Genomic DNA, 16,685 nt, shown 5'->3' on the forward strand with positions numbered 1-16,685 from the left:
TAGAATGAAGGAGGAGCCCCGGACCGCTCGCCGGAGGGGCAGATTGGGAGGCGGGGCATGCACAATCGGAAGAGGACTCGGGTCGCGGACCTCGCGGTGGCGCGGTGGAACCCCGTGCGCGATGTCGTGCTCCCCGGCGCGCTCGCGGGAACACTGGGCGCCTTCGCGATGGCGGTGCTCGCCTGCGCGTTCTCAGGCGTGCTCCACGGCGAGCCCTGGAGGCCAGCGCTCCTCGTGGCGGGGCTGTTCTTTCGCGACGGCACGGCCCAGGGAGTTGGCGGGGTACTGCTCGGACTGTTCATCCACTTCAGCATGGCGGGCGGACTGGCCACGGGCTTCGCGTTCCTGCTGCCACGCCAGGGGACCGCCGTCGCGGCGCTCTGCCTGGGGGTGCTCTACGGCATGGGCCTGTGGACGGTGATGACCCGGCTGATGATTCCGTTCGCGTCGCCACCGCTCTCGCGCGAAGCCCCAACCTCGATGCTGTTCCTCCTGCACCTCGCGTTCGGCGCGGCGCTCGGAACGGTGCCCGCCGCGCGCGACGTCCTCACCCGCCTGGACCGGCTGCGCCGTCAACTCCAGCGCTTGAAGGCCACCCCAGCCTGACACTCAAGGCTCCCGAGGCCCCGCGGGCTCCGGTGGCCTCGCGCTCCTCGGGTCCTCCAGCGCTCCCGGCAAAGCCTCCACCGCGAACGGACCCGGCGGAATCGTGGGCCGGAAGCGCGTGTGCGTCTCCAGCACGCACACCGCCAGCAGCACCGCCACGAACACCACCGACGTCACCAGCACCAGCCCGTTGCTCGCGCGCTGTTCGCGCAGGTGCATGTAGAACAGGGCAATCAGCAGCCCCTTCGCTCCCGCGATGAGCAGCGCCACCGGCAGCGACCATGCGCCGTGATGCAACTTGTGCAGCCCGTACGTCAGCGCCGTCAGCAAGAGCAGCACCACGCCCACGACGAGCACGCCGACCACACCCAGCTGACGCCCCGGCTTCTCCACCGCGTCCTCGGCCACGGGCCCGCTCCTCATGACAGGTACAGGATGGGATAGACGAACAACCAGATGACATCCACCAGGTGCCAGTACATGCCGCCCAGCTCCACCGGCGTCGCGTACGCCGGCCCGAACGTCCCCGACGCGGACCGCACGCCCAGCACCATCAGCACGCTCACGCCCACCGTCACGTGCAGCGCGTGGAGCCCCGTCAGCAGGTAGTACAGCGTGAAGAAGAGGCTCGCCCCCACGCGCGGCACCTCCGTGAACCGGTACGCGTCCCCCGGCAGCCCGCCGTCCTCCACGTGGTGCGCGTACTCCACGCCCTTCACCACCAGGAACATGATTCCCAACAGCGCCGCCACCAGCAGCAACGCGCCGCCCAACCCCGGCCTGTCCTCCCGCACCGCGTGCACCGCGAGCGCCACCACGATGCTGCTCGTCACCAGCAGGAACGTGTTCAGCGTGCCCAGCCCCACCTCCATCTTGAGCTGCGCGGCGCGGAACGCCTCCGGGTACACCGAGCGATACACGCCATAGGCCGTGAACAACCCCGCGAACAGCAACACCTCCGTCGCGATGAAGACCCACATGCCCAGGTACGCCGCCTGCTTGCGCGCGTCCTCGGAACCCCAGTGCTCCGTCACGGCATCAGGCGGCATGCGGCACCTCCTCCCGCGCGTACTGGTGCGGACCCGTGGGGTACTCGGGCGTGGTGGTGAAGTTGTGCGTGGGCGGCGGAGACGCGCTCCTCCACTCGAAGCCCTCACTTCCCCAGGGGTTGTCTCCCGCGGCCGCGCCGTAGCGGAGGCTCCACGCCAGGTACCCCGCGATGGCCAGGAACCCGAACGCCAGCAGGGACGCGCCCGCCGTGGACGCCACGTGCAGCGACTGGAAGTGCGGCGGATAGTCCGCGTACCGCCGGGGCATCCCCAGGTTCCCCAAGAGGAACTGCGGCACGAACGTGGCGATGAAGCCGAAGATGATCAGCAGCGCCGCGCCGTTGGCCAGCTTCGTGGGGAAGCACCTCCCGAACATCTTCGGGAACCAGTAGTGCAGCGCCGCCAGGAACGCCATCACCGTCGCCCCCACCATGATGAAGTGGAAGTGAGCCACCACCGAGTACGTGTCGTGCCAGTGCAGGTTCAGCGACGTGGTCGAGTACGCCACGCCAATCATCCCCCCGAAGAAGAGGAAGAACATGAACCCCAGCGTGTAGATAAGCGGCGACTCGATGGCGATGGAGCCCCGGTAGAGCGTGCCCAGCCAGGAGAAGATTTTTATCGCCGTGAAGATGGCCACCAGCATCGACATGGCGCCGAACGCGCCGGAGCCGAAGACGGACTGGCCGGACGCGAACATGTGGTGGCCCCAGGTGAAGAACCCCACGAACGCGATGCCCAGCGTGGAGTACACAATCATCCGGTAGCTGAAGGAGTTCTTGCGGCTGAAGGCGGACACCGCCTCGCTGATGACGCCCATGGACGGCAGCACCATGATGTAGACGGCCGGGTGGCTGTAGAACCAGAACAGGTGCTGGAAGAGGATGGGGTCTCCTCCGCGCGCGGGGTCGAAGATGCCCGCGCCCACCACCCGCTCCAGCGCCACCAGCAGCAGCACCATGCCCAGCACCGGCGTGGCCAGCACCTGGATGATGGCCGTGCCGTAGACGGCCCAGACGAACAGCGGCACCTTCATCCACGTGAGGCCCGGCGCGCGCAGCGTGTGCACCGTGGCGATGAAGTTGAGCCCGGTGAGGATGGTGGAGAACCCGATGATGAACACGCCCACCAGCACCGGCAGCACCGCCGTGCCCGTGGTCGTGCTGTAGGGCGTGTAGAAGGTCCAGCCCGTGTCCGCGCCGCCCTCGAACATGCCCCACAGCGCGACGCTTGCGCCCAGCACGTAGAGGTACACGGACGCCAGGTTGAGCCGGGGGAAGGCCACGTCCCGGGCCCCAATCATCAGCGGCACCAGGAAGTTGCCGAAGGCGGACGGGATGGCCGGAATCATGAACAGCCACACCATGGTGACGCCGTGGAGCGTGAACATCCGGTTGTACGCCAGGTGGCCCATGACGGTGCGGCCGGGCGTGAGCAACTCGATGCGCAGCGCCAGCGCGAACAGGCCGCCCACGAAGAAGAAGAAGAGCGTCAGCGCGAGGAACATCACCCCGATGCGCTTGTGGTCGTGCGTCGTGAGCCACGACCACAGGGTGCGCCCGTCCGACAGGTAGGACTCAGCGGCCGGTGGGGACATAGACGGGCTCCTCGGCCGCGGTGACACCCGGGCGCAGGGGACGCAGGGACTTGATGAACTCCACGAGCGCGCCGGTGTCCTCCGCGCTCAACCGGCGGTGGTAGCCCGGCATCACGGGCGCGTAGCCGGCCACCACCTTCGCCAGGGGGTCCATCATGGACTCGGTGAGGTACGCCTCGTCCGCGAGCACGGTGCCTCCGCCCTCCAGCGGCTCCATCCGGCCGTACAACCCCAGCCACGTGGGACCGATGTGCGGCGCGCCCGTCACCGTGTGGCATTGCAGGCAGCCCTGCGCGGCGGCGACGCGTTCTCCTCGGACGGCCATGGACTCCGGGGCGCGCGCGCCGGGCAGCGCGGCCACGGGGAGGTTGCGGCGCTGCGCGTCCTGCCACGCCTCGAAGTCCCCGGCTGACAGCACCACCACCTCGCCGCGCATCACCGAGTGGTCCAGCCCGCAGTACTCCGCGCACAGCACCAGGTGGCGGCCAGGCTTCGGCGCTTCGAACCAGATGTCGGTGTAGCGGCCGGGCACGGCGTCACGCTTCATGCGGAAGTCCGGCACGTAGAAGGAGTGGATGACGTCGCGCGAAGTGAGCAGCAGCCGCACGGGCCGGCCCGCGGGCACCACCAGCGTGTCGATGGCGCTGGGGCCTCCGGGATAGGTGAACTTCCACATCCACTGCTTGGCGGTGACGTACACGTCCAGCGAGTCCTGGGGCGGGCTCATCACCCAGACGAACTGCCTGAAGCCCAGGACGAACCAGAGCAGGAACAGCGACAGCGGCACGCCGATGAACAACCCCTCCATCCACGGGGCCGCCACCACATGCGGCGTGGCGTCCGACGCCGTGCGCCGGTGGTAGCGCACGAGGAAGAGGATGCCGACGGCGCCAATGCCCACCGCCACCGCGAACGTCGTGAGGAGCAGGACGAAGTGCAGGTGGTCCACCTTCACCGCGAAGGTGGAGCCCTGCTCCGGGAGGAAGAAGAGCCGGCGCAGCAGCTCGTTCATCGCGCGCCCCCTCCCGCTTCGGAGAGCAGCTGCCGCATGGCCGCGTCGATGGGCTGGTGGATGACGCCCGCGTCCATGTCCACCCAGCCGTAACCCTCCAGCCGCTCGCGCTGCCGGGCCTTCAGCGCGTCCGCTCTCCGGTCCAGCGAGAAGGGGGGCTGATCAATCATGCCGACCTGCTGGGTGCTCGGGGGCATGGGGAGGGGGCGCTCGGTTCCGGGGCGCCAGAGGACCCACAGGGCCCACGCCGCGACGCTGGCCGACGCGAGCAGCGCCAGCGCCGCGGCGCCAACGCGCACCAGCCACGCGGTGGGCAGCTTCTCCAGCTCTGGCGGCGGCGGACGGGTTTCGCTCATGGCGGGCGCACCTGGAGCGAGTGGACGAGGTAGGGGTCCGCCACGGGCACGGGATAGGCGCCGCGCGAGAGCCAGAGGGCCGCCGCCACGGACAGCCCGCCCACGCCCACCCACGCGGTGAATGCCGTCCACGGAATGACGACGTGCTCCGGGAAGAGCGCGGGGAACAGCAGCCACGCCACGTCCACGGCATGCATCAAGAGCATCCACAGCGACACGGCCGCCAGCGGCCGGGGCCGCGCCTTGAGCTCGCGCGACAAGAGGAGCCCGAAGGGGATGACGAAGTGGCCCAGGAGCAGCACGAGCGACAGCACCGCCCAACCGTCCTCCAGGCGGACGCGGTACCAGCTCACCTCCTCGGGCAGGCCCGCGACCCAGATGAGCATGAACTGCGAATAGCCGATGTAGGCCCAGAAGCAGACGAAGGCGAACAGCAGCGTGCCCATCCGGTGGTAGTGGCCGGGGGACAGCAGGCTGCCGAAGTGGCGCGTGTCACGCGTGGCCGCGCCCGCGACGATCATCAGGGCGAGCCCGCCCACGAAGGCGCCCGAGAAGACGTAGGCGGCGTAGACGGTGGACTGCCATGTCGCATCCAGCGACATCATCCAGTCCAGCGTCATGAAGGAGAACGTGAGGCCCAGCGCGGGCAGCGAGCCCCCGCCCAGCCGCCGCTGCCACAGCGTCCAGCGCACGTCGCCCGTCGAGTCCTGCTGCACGGACCAGCGGTACAGCAGGCACCCCACGACTCCCCAGGTGAGGAAGTACAGCACCGCGCGCACCAGGAAGAAGGGCACGTTGTTGTAGAGCCGCCGGTGGTCGAGCACATGCAACGTGTGCGCGCCCAGGTCCGCGGAAGGCTCGACCCACGGGAACAGGTGCCGCATCCCCAGCACGAGCGGCACGAAGAGCAGGAGGAACAGCGGTGCGATGGCGGCCGTGACCTCCAGGGCGCGGCGCAGCACCACGGGCCAGCGCGCCTTGGACGCGTGGAAGGAGGCGAGCAGCAACAGCGCCCCCAGGCTCAGCCCCAGCCAGTAGGTGAACCCGAAGAGGTACCCCGCCAGGGCATGGCGCACGTCGAGGAAGGCACCGATGGCGGTGGCCCCAAGGCCCAGGACTCCGAGCGCCGCGCTGATGACCCGCGCGCGCTGTCCGCCCTCGAAGCGTGGAAGCACGGGAGGCGTCATCGCGAAAGAACCTCCTGGCGCAGCCGCGCCTGGACGTCGGCCGGTGCGGCGGTGAGCGGTGCGCGCTGGCTGCGGCCCAGGGCTCGCAGGTACGCGACCACGGCCCAGCGCTCACGGGGCGTGAGCTGAGGGCCGTATGCGGGCATCACGCCGAAGCCGTGGGAGATGACCTCGAAGTAGAAGCCCGGCGGGTGCGGCAGGTCTCCCGCCGTGGAGCGCTCGGTGAGCCGCCCCTCCATCGCGATGCCTCGCGGCCCGATGAGCGCATGCTGGCGGGCAAGGGCCGCGTCCGCGGCGCTGACCGTCACCCCGTGGCCCGGCGTCCCGGCGGGCGGCCCCGCGCCGGCCGTGTCCCTCACGGCGCCCTCCCCGTCCACCCTCCTGGGCAGCGGGAACGCCTCCGGCCCCACCCTCGCGGTCACGGCCTGCGTCCCCGTGTACGGGGCTTCGCCCTCCACGACTCCGTAGACCACCTGGCCCGCGTGGTCGTGCGGCACGAACAGCCCGGGCGGCCGGCGCTGCGGCATCTTCCTGGCCACGATGGCGTCCCCATCCCCCGTCAGCCCGTGGCACACCGCGCACCAGGTCTCATAGGCCGTGCGCCCTTCCTCCAGCAGTCCCCGGGTGAGCGGCACCGGCACGGCCTGAAGCCACCGCCCGTCCGTCGTGAGGCCCTGCTTCAACGCGGGGTCCTCTTGCTTGCGCCACTCCTGCGCCACCGTCCCCGGCACCAGGGGCCGCATGGCGCGGCCGTCATCGAAGAACCCGCTCGGCGCGAACGCCCCCGCTCGCGGCTGCGACGCCATGGGGTCCGTGTCGTCGCACGCGGACATGCAGCCCAGCAGCACCATGAGCGCCCAGCGCTTCATCGCGCGCCCTCCTCCACCACCGACACCTGCCGCGCCCCCAGCTCGCGCAGCGCCGCCTCCACCTTCGGCGCGTCCTCGCCGTCCACCGCCACGCTCGCCCAGAAGCCGTCCACGGACGCGCTGCGGAAGGACTCCACGTCGAACACCGGGTGCGTCACGTGCGGGAAGCCGAAGAACAGCATCAGCGCGCCAAACACCGTCAGCGCCGCGCTCAGCACTCCCAGCTCGAAGGTGATGGGCAGGTTCGTGGGCGCGCTGTGCAGCGGCCGGCCTCCCACGTCCAACGGATAGTCCACCGCGTTCGTGAACCATTGCGTCACGTACGCGAACACCGCCCCGCTCAATCCCGCCACACAGGTCAGCAACGGCAACCACGAGCGCTTCAGCCCCAGCGCCTCGAACGTCTCATCCACCGGGAACGGCGTGTGCGCGTCCAGCTGCTCGAAGCCCCTCGCCCGCAGGTCCTTCAGCGCGTCCACCAGGGCCTCGCTGGACCCAAACTCTCCCAGCACCCAGTGGCGGCTCATGGCGCACCGCCTGGCCGCGTGCCCTGCTCACGCCGGAACTGGAGCGACGCGTCCACCTCGCGCTGGAGCTCCTTCATCTCGCTCACCGACACGGCTGGCACGAACTTCAGGAACAGCAGGAACGCCGTGCCGAAGAACGCCACCGAGCCACCCAGCAGGCTCCAGTCCACCCACGTGGGCCGGTACGCCGCCCAGGACGACGGCAGGAAGTCCATGCTCAACGACGCCACCACGATGAGGAAGCGCTCCGTCCACATCCCCACGTTGATGAGCAGCGCCGCCACCCACAGCACCCCCACGTTCGTGCGCAGCCGGGAGAACCAGAACAGCTGCGGCACCAGCACGTTGCAGAAGAGCTGCATCCAGAAGAGCGGCGCGTACGGCCCGAAGAACTCGGCCTCCGTGGCGTGCATCTCGAAGGGGTTCCCGCTGAACCAGGCGAAGAAGTGCTCCTGGATGTAGCCGTAGGCCACCATCCACCCCGTGGCCATCAGCACCTTCGCCATGTTGTCCAGGTGCAGCGGCGTCACCACGTGCTCGATGCCCAGCGCCTTGCGCGCCGGAATCAACAGCGTGATGACCAGCGCGAAGCCGCTGAACACCGCGCCCGCGACGAAGTAGGGCGGGAAGATGGTCGTGTGCCAGCCCGGCAGCTGCGCCACCGCGAAGTCGAAGGACACGATGGTGTGCACGCTCACCACCAGCGGCGTGGCCAGCCCCGCCAGCAGCAGGTATCCCGTGCGCCATTGCCGCCAGTGCTTCGCCGAGCCCCGCCACCCCAGGCTCGCCAGCCCGTACCAGAAGCGCGCCCGGGGCGTCTTCGCCGTGTCGCGCGCCGTGGCCAGGTCTGGAATCAACCCCACGAACCAGAACAGCAGCGACACCGTGAGGTACGTGCCCACCGCCGCGATGTCCCACGTCAGCGGCGAGCGGAACTGCGGCCACACCCGCAGGCTGCTGGGATAGGGGACCAGCCAGTAGAACTTCCACGGCCGCCCCAGGTGCAGCAGCGGGAAGAGCCCCGCGCACGTCACCGCGAAGAGCGTCATGGCCTCCGCGAAGCGGTTGATGGACCCGCGCCACTTCTCCTGGAACAGCAGCAGGATGGCGCTGATGAGCGTCCCCGCGTGGCCAATCCCAATCCACCACACGAAGTTCGTGATGCCGAACGCCCACGCCACCGGGATGTTGTTGCCCCACGTCCCCACGCCCACGAAGAGCGTGACGCATATCGCCACCACCAGCAGCGTGGTCCCGGCCAGCCCCAGCCCCAGCAGCGCCCACCAGGTCCGGCCCGCGGGGCGGTGCACGAAGGCCAGCAGCGACTCGCTGTAGGCGCGGTCGGAGTGGCGCCCCTCCAATATCGGGTGCTCGGTGAGCGGGTCCCCGGGCGCGGGCACCTGCGGGTCGGCCGTGCTCATGCGCCTCCCTTCGGCGCCGGGTTCTTCAGGCGCACCAGGTGCACCGTGCGCGGCTGGGTGCCCAGCGTGTTGAGCAGCTTGTAGTGCCTCGGGTCCTCGTGCTCGCGGCGCACGCGCGACTCCGGAGCGAGCAGGTCCCCGAAGGTGATGGCCTCCGTGGGGCAGGCCTGCTGGCAGGCGGTGCGGACCTCGCCGTCACGCACGTCCCGGTGCGCCGCGCGCGCGACGGTGCGGGCCCGTTCGATGCGCTGCACGCAGTACGTGCACTTCTCCATCACCCCGCGCGAGCGCACCGTCACGTCCGGGTTCTGGCGCAGCTTCGTGAGGGGTTCCCGCCGCTGGTACTCCAGGTAGTTGAAGCGGCGGACCTTGTAGGGGCAGTTGTTGGAGCAGTACCGCGTGCCGATGCAGCGGTTGTAGACCATCTGGTTGAGGCCCTCGTCCGAGTGGACGGTGGCGTTCACCGGGCACACGTATTCGCAGGGCGCGGCCTCGCAGTGCACACACGCCACGGGCTGGGAGATGAAGCCCGGGTCGTCCGGGTCGCCCAGGAAGTAGCGGTCGATGCGCAGCCAGTGCATCTCCCGGCTCTTGAGCACGCCTTCGCGCCCCACCACCTGCACGTTGTTCTCCGCCTGGCAGGCCACCATGCACGCGCTGCACCCCGTGCACCGGTGCAGGTCGATGGCCATGGCCCACTGGTGGCGGTCGCTCTTCAGCAGCGCGTTGGGCGGATAGAGCCGCTCCTGCTTCTCCTGGAGGAACTCGAGCGCCTGGGGCTTAGCGCTGAAGGCCGCCTGCGTGAACTGGAGCGCCAGGTCGCGCCCCTCCATGCTCCAGTGCTCCTGCGTGACCGCCAGCGCGTGGTGCCGTCCCGTGCGGGTGAGGCTCGTGAGGGTCCCTCCCCATGGCATCGACCTGGACCGCAGCCTGTACGCGTTGACGCCGACGCCCTGGCCCACCGGCCCCACGCGCTCGCGGCCGTGGCCCAGCGCCAGCGTCACCGTGTTGTCCGGCTGGCCGGGCAGCACCAGCACGGGCACCTCCACCACCTGGCCCAGCATCTCGATGCGCGCCACGTCGCCCTTCTCCAAATCCAGCGTCCGCGCGGTGGCGGGGGAGAGCAGCGCCGCGTTGTCCCAGGTGAGCTTCGTCACCGGCTCGGGCAGCTCCTGGAGCCACGCGTTGCCCGCGAAGCGGCCGTCGTACAGCCGCGCGTCCAGCACCAGGGACAGCTCCATGCCCTCGGGTGCTTTCGGCCCTGCGGCCTCCCGGACAGCCTTCAACACCGCGGCCTCGTCCAGCACCGCCCGCGCGGGCGCGGCCTGGGTCTCCGGGATGACACCGTCCGCGAGCCACGTCTCCCAGCGCGCCTCGAAGTCCGCCGGTGCGCCCGAGCGCTCACGCCACAAGGACTTGAGCAGCTCGTAAGGGCCCTGCGAGTCCAGGCCCGCGAAGACGGACAGGAGCTCCACCTCCGACACGGCGCCGGGGAACAGGGGTGCGATGAGCGGTTGCAGCACGGACGCGGTGCCGTCCGGTGCACGGCCATCGCGCCAGGACTCGAAGGCGTGTGTCGCGGGAACGAAGTGGGGGCAGCGAACCGCCGTCTCGTCCTCGTGGAGGCCGTGGTACAGGCGGAAGGGGACGCGCTCCAGACGGCGCGCGAAGTCCGAGTCCACCGTCGCCGTCCAGGCCGGGTTCCACGCCGTGATGAGCAGCGTGTCCACCTTCCCCTCGGACAGCTCCCCCAGGAGCGAACTCAGCGCCCCCGGGTCTCCGTCCGGGAGCGCCACGGGTTCGAGCAGCCGGGGTGTGTTGCCCAGCGCCTCGTCCAGCGCGAACGCCAGCGCATGCACCCGCGGTGGCTGACACGCGCCCACCGTCACCCGGCCCTGCCCCCGGTGCAGGAGCAGGTCCCTCGCGGCGCCGAGCGCCCAGGCGCGCTGTGCGTCCGTCAGCGCGGTGGGCGGAGCGCTCAGCCCCGCCAGCCCCGAGGCCAACGCCGGCGTGACTCCGCGCGAGGGGTTCGCGGGGGCAATCCCGCGCAGCCCCCTCCCCACCTCCGCCGCCAGCGCGAGCATCAGCGCGACGCCCTGCGACGGCCGCATCCGCAGCCGTTCGTCGGCGAAGCCGCCCGTGACGGTCAGCGTGCTCTCCGCGACCCACAGGCGGTTCATCGCCTCCGGCTTGCGCGCGTTCACGAAGTCCCGCGCCGCGCGCAGGTGCCCGGGTTGCGTGGTCGCGAGGAAGTCGTCGTCCAGCGCCACCACCACCTCGCGCCCCACGTCGTGCACCACGTCCAGCACCCTGCCGTACGCCAGCCGCGTGCCCTCGCGGCGCCCGTCCGCCAGGGCCACGCCCCAGGGGATGATCCGCGCCCGCGGGAAGCGCGCCTGGATGCGCGCGTACAGCGCCTGCACCAGCGGGCTGCCCGTGGGCTCCACCAGGAAGCGCAGCCCCGCGCCTCCGTCCTGGCGCTCGGCCTGCTTCCGCAGCGCGTCCCTCACGGTGCCCCACGCGGCCTCCACGCCTTGCAGCCGCGCCGCCTTCGCCCTCGCGGGGTCATAGAGCCCCAGCAGCGCCGCCTGCTCGAAGATGCCCGCCGCGCCCAGGCTCGCCGGGTGCAGCGGGTTGCCCTCCACCTTCGTGGGCCGCCCCTCGTGGCTCGCCACCACCAGGCCCACCGTGCGCCCGTTCCACTCCATCCCCGTGGCGAAGTGCAGCGGCACTCCCGGCGTCAGGCCCTCGGGTGGCGTCGAATACGGGAGGATCTTCTCCGGCGGCTGACGGAAGCACCCGCTGAAGCCCGCCGCCGCCAGCGACGCGGTCGCGAGCTGCAGGAAGGTGCGCCGGGCCACGCCCTCGGGTGGAGACATCGCGCCCGGGGGATGCTCGCGCGACACGGCCTCGCGGCCGGCTCCTCCCGCGTGCCACTCCTCCAGGCTCCTCCACGCGCGCACCGGCTCCGTCCCGTCCGTCGCGGGCGCGTCAGGGACATCCGTCCGTGCGGGGTCGGTCAGAAGTGGCATGTGTTGCAATCCGTCCTCGGGTTCACGTCGAGCGCGGCCTGCACCGCGCGGCCCGTCTCCCTCGGGTCTCCGGGAGGACGCCACGTGAGGTTCGCGACCTCGGACACGGGGCGCAGCCACGGCGTCGGGTCGCGGTGACAGCTCAGGCACCAGCCCATGGTGAGCGGCGCCACCTGATCCACCGCCGGCATGGTGTCCACGCGGCCGTGGCAGGTGACGCAGCCCACGCCCTTGTTCACGTGGATCTGATGGCTGAACCAGACGTAATCCGGCAGCGCGTGCACCCGGTTCCACGGAATCGCCGTGTCGTCGAAGCCGCTGGCGCGCACCGGCTCCAGCCGGGCGCTCTCGTTCCACACCTGCGCGTGGCACCCCAGGCAGCGCTGCGTGGGCGGCACTCCCGCCACCGGCGAGCGCCACGCGCCCTCATGGCAGTAGCCACACGGGATGCCCTCGTCGCCGACGTGGTGACGGTGGTCGAAGGGGAGCGGCTGCTCGCGGGGCGAGAACGAGCCCCGGCCCAGCGGGTTGCGCGCGAGGAGCAACAGGCCCGCCAGGGACACCGCGGGAACACCCAGAGCCAGGGCGATGATCGCCCGCAGCACCGAGTCGGTCCCCGGGCGGAACAACGGAGCCATGCCCTCCCCCCATCCAGCGTGGAGCCTCCGCGGATGCACGGGCCGGAGGCGCGCGCGACTGTGGGTGTCGCCTCACGCGACCACCAGCCTCCCGTTCGCGCCCCGTCGCGTTTCACACGCACCCGGCGCGCGACGTTCGTCAGTCCACACGAAGGCCACCCACCGGAACATCACGGGATGTCCGGCGCTCGCACGAAGTCTCCTGGCGTCTTCAGGACGGCAACGTGCGCCCGCGCACGGACGCGGAGGCCGTCATCACCGACGCCGCGCCCACGTACACGTCCACCGGCGACAGCGGCCCAGAGCCCGGCAGCGCCGCCAGCTCGCGCACCACCGCGTCCGGCCCGTGGCACTCCACGCCGCGCCCCATGCAGCCGCGCAGCGCCGCCTGGAGCCCCGCGGCGGAGTCCGTCACGCGCGCCTCCAGCAGCACCCCACGCAGCACGTCCCGCAGCGCGGGCGACACCCCACCCAGCGCCGCGTCCACCCCGGCCGCGTCCTCCGGAGCCACCGTGTTCCCGGAGACCAGCCCCAACAACACCCGCCCCAGCGCGCGCAGGTCCTCCCGCGCCTCCACCGACGAGCCCACCGCGTCCTCGCACACGGGCAGCTCCACCACGTCCGGCCGGGACGGCGACGTGAACCGGCGCAGCAGCGGACGCGCGGGCCTGAGCCCGAAGTCCGTCAGCGTCACCTCGCCCCGAGGACCCACGCGGATGCGGTGCGCATGCACGTCCCCGTGCACCACGCGCGCGCCATGCGCGGCCTGCAGCGCTCCCGCCACCTCCGCGCCCACGTGACACACGAACGCTTCCGACGGCCGTCCACCCCGCCCCAGCACCCGCCGGCGCGCCGTGGCCAGCGAACAGCCCGGGACGTAGTCCGACACCACCGTCAGCGTGTCGCGCACGTCCACCTGGAAGCCGTGGAGCCTCGCGATGCCCGGATGCCGCAGCGGCACCGCCCGCGTCAGCGACTCCTCCAGCGGACGCCGCGTCTCCGGCGCCAGGCCCGACGCCAACAGGAACGTCTTCACCACCAGCGGGCGCGCGTCCGCGGAGTCCTGCTCCAGCGGCCACACCAGGGACACCCACTCCCCCAGCGGGCCCCTCCCCAGCGGATGCAGGGGGGCGAACGTGGGCAGCCGAGAGGCGAACGGAAGCACGGACATGGCACCCTCCAACCCAACACATCCAACCCGTGACGTCAACGCACCGCGTCCTACGTCACGGGTCCTGCACTCCCCGACACCCGGGCACGAAGCCCAGGGTGCCGGGGAAGGCCCGAGGCTAGAAGTAGCCGCCGACCGTGGTGGTGATGCCCAGCGTCACGTCGTTGCCGGCGAAGTAGCCCTGCTCCGAGCCCAGGCTGCCCACGCTCTGGCTGATGACCGCGCGCACCTGCGGACCCGCGCCGATGAAGAAGTGCGGCGTGAGGTGGAACAGGACGGGGGCGTTGAAGTCCAGGACGAAGTTCACGTCGCTGGCGCCCGTCACGTGGGCGAACTGCACGCCGAAGCCCGCCTTGGGCCAGAGCGACACGCGCTCGCCCAGCGGCAGGTGGTAGCCCACGCGGCCCAGCACGCCCAGGCCCACGACGGTGCTGTCACCGAAGCCAAAGGCCACCAGCGCGGACGCGCCCACCGACAGGTTCTGCTGGAGGAAGTAGTCCGCGGACGGCTCCAGCCGGATCAGGAACACTTCGGAGGCGGTGTTGTAGCCCAGGAAGCCGTTGAGGTCCTGGCTGATGACCATCTGGCCCGCCTGGCCGAACGACGACGACTGGCCCGGGTTCGCGTTCAGGTTCGGCTGTTCCGCCGCCACCGCCTGCGCCGACACCGCGAGGCCCGCCACCAGCGCCAGGCCCGTCCACTTATTGCTTCCACGCATCGATGTTTCTCCCCTCGTTGGCGCCCGGCCGACCCTTCCCGGAGCGCATGCGGGGCCCCTTCTAGCCAAAGAGCGCCGCAACGCGAGGATGTTTTCTGACCCACCCAACACTTCGTTGACACCCCACCATCAGCGCCACGAACAGGAAAAATCCTGATCGCGGCCCCCTCGGCGCCGGTGCCGTCGGATGGCGCCGTCGCTTCAGCGCGCCGCGCGCAGCAGGCCGCGAGCGCCCAGCACCGCGCCGCCCACCACGCTCCCAGTCAGCGCCGCCAGGCCCAGCGTCGCGGTGAAGCGCTTCCACGCGGGTGTCGGCGGCACGCTGCCCCGGGGGCCCACGCCCTCCACCACGGGGGTGAAGAGGTTGCCCTCGGGCCTGTCCAGCGGCATGTCCGTCGTCTGCATCCGCACGCCGAAGCGGGAGAGCACCGCCTTGCCCACGAACGGCGCCAGGCCGTTGAGCCACAGCATCAACCGCCCCTGGAGGAACGCCGGCACCGACGTGTGGCCCGGCCGCTTCGCCAGCCGCACCACCGCGCGGGCCACCAGGTCCACGTCGTAGGTGGGCGGCACCGGCACGGGCTTCCATCCCAGCATCGTGGGCGCGTGGTCGAACATGGGCGTGGACACGGACGGCACCATCACGTTGGAGACGTGGATGCCCGTGCCGGCCAGTTCCACCTCCAGCGCCTGCGCCCACCCCAACGTCGCGTGCTTCGCGGACGCGTACGCGGACAGCAGCGGCGCGGCCCCCGACGCCAGCATGGACTGCACGTTGAGCAGGTGGCCGTGGCCCTGCTTGCGGAAGTGCGGCAGCACCGCGCGCGCGAAGCGGAAGTAGCCGAAGCACGACACGTCGAACACGCGCGTGATGTGCGCCCAGGGCAACTGGTCGAAGTAGCCGTAGGACTGCACCGCCGCCGCGTTCACCAGGAGGTCCACGCGGCCGTAGTGCGCCACGCACTCGCGCACCACGCGCTCCACGTCCTCGGCCACCGTCACGTCGCCGTCACTCACCAGGCACTCGCCGCCGCGCTGGAGCACCTCCACGCGCAGCCGCTCCAGGGCCGCCTGGCGCCGAGCGGTGACACACAGCCGCACGCCCGCCTCCGCCAGCCGCAGCGCGGACTGCCAGCCCACGCCACTCGACGCGCCCGTGACGATGGCCACCTGTCCCCTCAAGTCCTCGTGATGTGCCATGCGCTTTCGCCCCTCCTCGCCTGAGGTGGGCCCTCCGGCCGGGCTTCGCACGAGGCAAGCCCCCGGAATCCTCCGCGCGCGCACGCTCGCACGGCCGCCCTCCGGACCGGAGAGCAGGCCGCGCGCGGCTTACGACCAGGAGACCTCGTAGATGGCGTCCACCAGCGACTGGGCCTGCCCGCGCACCTGCACGTCGTGCACGCCCGCGACCTCCAACGCGGACTGGAGGATGCCCTCGTTGTAGGGCACCGGCATCAGCGAGCGCTTCATGATGACCCGGCCCGACCTGGGGCCAAGCCACTCCACGGAGCGCTCGCCGAAGTTCAGCGCCGTGCGGTAGCCGGAGTGCATCAGCTCCAGCAGCCGCTTCGGGTCGCCACCCGCCTGCTGCACGAAGTCGCGCGCGAACATGGAGTTGAGGAAGTCCAGCATCGCCTGCGTGCCAATCTGCCGCTGCGCCGCCGCATGGCCGCCGACGAGCGGCGCGAGCTGCTCCGCCGCCACGTAGGACAGCCGCAGGAAGCGCGGGAACGGATAGGTCTGCATGGGGATGAAGTCCGCGGTCTCCCCCACCTGCTCCAGACAGCGCTTCACCGCGTCCGCTCCGCCCAGAAAGCGCACCGCGTCCAACACCCCCAGGAAGAACAGGCCCCGGCTCGTATCCTCCGATGTCGTCGCGGCCAGGCGGGCTTCCAGGTCACGAGTGACGTCCTCGGGTAGATTCAGCATGCCAGCCGGCATCTGCGCCGTCCTTTGAATGAGGGGGAATGGACCAGGCGGGGACCTGACGGGGCGCGAGGATTCCACAGGTCCCACCCCATCGCGAGTCCTCGATGCGCACGCGGCACGCCATGCGACACATGTTTCACGACGTGTGAGGTCCTTCCGGGCCTTCCCCGGATGATGGAAGGAAGCGGCGCACCACTTCCATCATGGACCCCACCGCCACGGGCTTGCGCAGGTAGGCCACCGCGCCCGGTGGATGGAAGGGGCTGCCGGACAGCACGATGATGGGCACGCCTTCCAGCATGCGCTCCTGGGACAGCCTCGCGAGGAAGGCCTGTCCGTTCATCACCGGCATCATCAGGTCCAGCAGCACCAGGCCTGGACGGGGATGGGACGCCAGCCAGCTCCAGGCATCCTCGCCGTGGATGCACTGCGCGACGCGATAACCCTCCATCTCCAACAGCGTCGCGACCGCGTCCCGAAGGTCTTCCTCGTCCTCGATCAACAGGATGAGAGGGGCACTGTCTGTCATGCAGGTTCTCCACTCGCTCTCCGCCACGAATCCGGCCATCACGT

At 70.8% G+C, this 16,685-nt stretch carries 17 protein-coding genes; 1 reads left to right on the forward strand and 16 read right to left on the reverse strand.

Annotation, left to right across the window (positions count from 1 at the left end; translation table 11 throughout):
* The first annotated feature begins 57 nt into the window (after positions 1-57).
* Positions 58-606, forward strand: coding sequence for a hypothetical protein (locus D7X30_RS20250; protein ID WP_120564588.1), 549 nt, complete (start codon positions 58-60; stop codon positions 604-606).
* A gap of 3 nt (positions 607-609) precedes the next feature.
* On the opposite strand, the gene D7X30_RS20255 is transcribed toward D7X30_RS20250, so the two are convergent.
* From D7X30_RS20255 to D7X30_RS20330, 16 genes are all read right to left on the reverse strand, one after another.
* Positions 610-1,014, reverse strand: a complete 405-nt coding sequence (locus D7X30_RS20255) for a cytochrome C oxidase subunit IV family protein (protein WP_233591678.1) — start codon at positions 1,012-1,014, stop codon at positions 610-612.
* 11 nt (positions 1,015-1,025) lie between these two features.
* Positions 1,026-1,655 carry a cytochrome c oxidase subunit 3 gene (locus D7X30_RS20260; protein WP_120564590.1) on the reverse strand — a complete coding sequence of 210 codons (630 nt, stop codon included), beginning with the start codon at positions 1,653-1,655 and terminating at the stop codon, positions 1,026-1,028.
* Positions 1,645-3,252 carry a cbb3-type cytochrome c oxidase subunit I gene (locus D7X30_RS20265; RefSeq protein WP_120564591.1) on the reverse strand — a complete coding sequence of 536 codons (1,608 nt, stop codon included), beginning with the start codon at positions 3,250-3,252 and terminating at the stop codon, positions 1,645-1,647. Before D7X30_RS20265 ends, D7X30_RS20260 begins: the two co-directional genes overlap by 11 nt.
* On the reverse strand, positions 3,233-4,264 hold the full coding sequence (gene coxB, locus D7X30_RS20270) for a cytochrome c oxidase subunit II (RefSeq protein ID WP_120564592.1): 1,032 nt from the start codon (positions 4,262-4,264) through the stop codon (positions 3,233-3,235). Before coxB ends, D7X30_RS20265 begins: the two co-directional genes overlap by 20 nt.
* Positions 4,261-4,620, reverse strand: a complete 360-nt coding sequence (locus tag D7X30_RS20275; protein WP_120564593.1) for a hypothetical protein — start codon at positions 4,618-4,620, stop codon at positions 4,261-4,263. The genes coxB and D7X30_RS20275 overlap by 4 nt, the downstream gene beginning before the upstream one ends.
* Positions 4,617-5,807: a hypothetical protein gene (locus D7X30_RS20280; protein ID WP_120564594.1), complete on the reverse strand. Its 1,191-nt coding sequence runs from the start codon at positions 5,805-5,807 to the stop codon at positions 4,617-4,619. Before D7X30_RS20280 ends, D7X30_RS20275 begins: the two co-directional genes overlap by 4 nt.
* A complete protein-coding gene (locus D7X30_RS20285; RefSeq protein WP_233591679.1) occupies positions 5,804-6,676 on the reverse strand; it encodes a cytochrome c in 873 nt (290 codons plus the stop codon). The genes D7X30_RS20280 and D7X30_RS20285 overlap by 4 nt, the downstream gene beginning before the upstream one ends.
* The gene (locus tag D7X30_RS20290; protein WP_120564595.1) at positions 6,673-7,203 is read right to left on the reverse strand and encodes a DUF3341 domain-containing protein; all 531 of its coding nucleotides are present in this window, start codon (positions 7,201-7,203) and stop codon (positions 6,673-6,675) included. Before D7X30_RS20290 ends, D7X30_RS20285 begins: the two co-directional genes overlap by 4 nt.
* Positions 7,200-8,624 (reverse strand): NrfD/PsrC family molybdoenzyme membrane anchor subunit, encoded by a 1,425-nt coding sequence (nrfD, locus tag D7X30_RS20295; RefSeq protein ID WP_120564596.1) that lies wholly within the window; start codon positions 8,622-8,624, stop codon positions 7,200-7,202. Before nrfD ends, D7X30_RS20290 begins: the two co-directional genes overlap by 4 nt.
* Positions 8,621-11,656, reverse strand: a complete 3,036-nt coding sequence (locus D7X30_RS20300; RefSeq protein WP_120564597.1) for a TAT-variant-translocated molybdopterin oxidoreductase — start codon at positions 11,654-11,656, stop codon at positions 8,621-8,623. Before D7X30_RS20300 ends, nrfD begins: the two co-directional genes overlap by 4 nt.
* Positions 11,644-12,294 (reverse strand): cytochrome c3 family protein, encoded by a 651-nt coding sequence (locus D7X30_RS20305; RefSeq protein ID WP_120564598.1) that lies wholly within the window; start codon positions 12,292-12,294, stop codon positions 11,644-11,646. The genes D7X30_RS20300 and D7X30_RS20305 overlap by 13 nt, the downstream gene beginning before the upstream one ends.
* 211 nt (positions 12,295-12,505) lie before the next feature.
* Positions 12,506-13,465 (reverse strand): protein kinase, encoded by a 960-nt coding sequence (locus tag D7X30_RS20310; protein ID WP_120564599.1) that lies wholly within the window; start codon positions 13,463-13,465, stop codon positions 12,506-12,508.
* A 118-nt stretch (positions 13,466-13,583) separates the two neighbouring features.
* Positions 13,584-14,183: an outer membrane beta-barrel protein gene (locus D7X30_RS20315; protein WP_120564600.1), complete on the reverse strand. Its 600-nt coding sequence runs from the start codon at positions 14,181-14,183 to the stop codon at positions 13,584-13,586.
* Between the two features lie 201 nt (positions 14,184-14,384).
* Positions 14,385-15,383, reverse strand: coding sequence for an SDR family NAD(P)-dependent oxidoreductase (locus tag D7X30_RS20320; RefSeq protein ID WP_120564601.1), 999 nt, complete (start codon positions 15,381-15,383; stop codon positions 14,385-14,387).
* A gap of 129 nt (positions 15,384-15,512) precedes the next feature.
* Positions 15,513-16,112 (reverse strand): DUF2378 family protein, encoded by a 600-nt coding sequence (locus D7X30_RS20325; protein ID WP_158619302.1) that lies wholly within the window; start codon positions 16,110-16,112, stop codon positions 15,513-15,515.
* 136 nt (positions 16,113-16,248) lie between these two features.
* Complete coding sequence (locus D7X30_RS20330; RefSeq protein ID WP_158619303.1) at positions 16,249-16,641, reverse strand: response regulator; 393 nt, start codon at positions 16,639-16,641, stop codon at positions 16,249-16,251.
* Positions 16,642-16,685 lie beyond the last annotated feature (44 nt).

The organism is Corallococcus sp. AB011P, from assembly GCF_003611605.1.
GTDB classification, from domain to species: Bacteria; Myxococcota; Myxococcia; order Myxococcales; family Myxococcaceae; genus Corallococcus; species Corallococcus coralloides.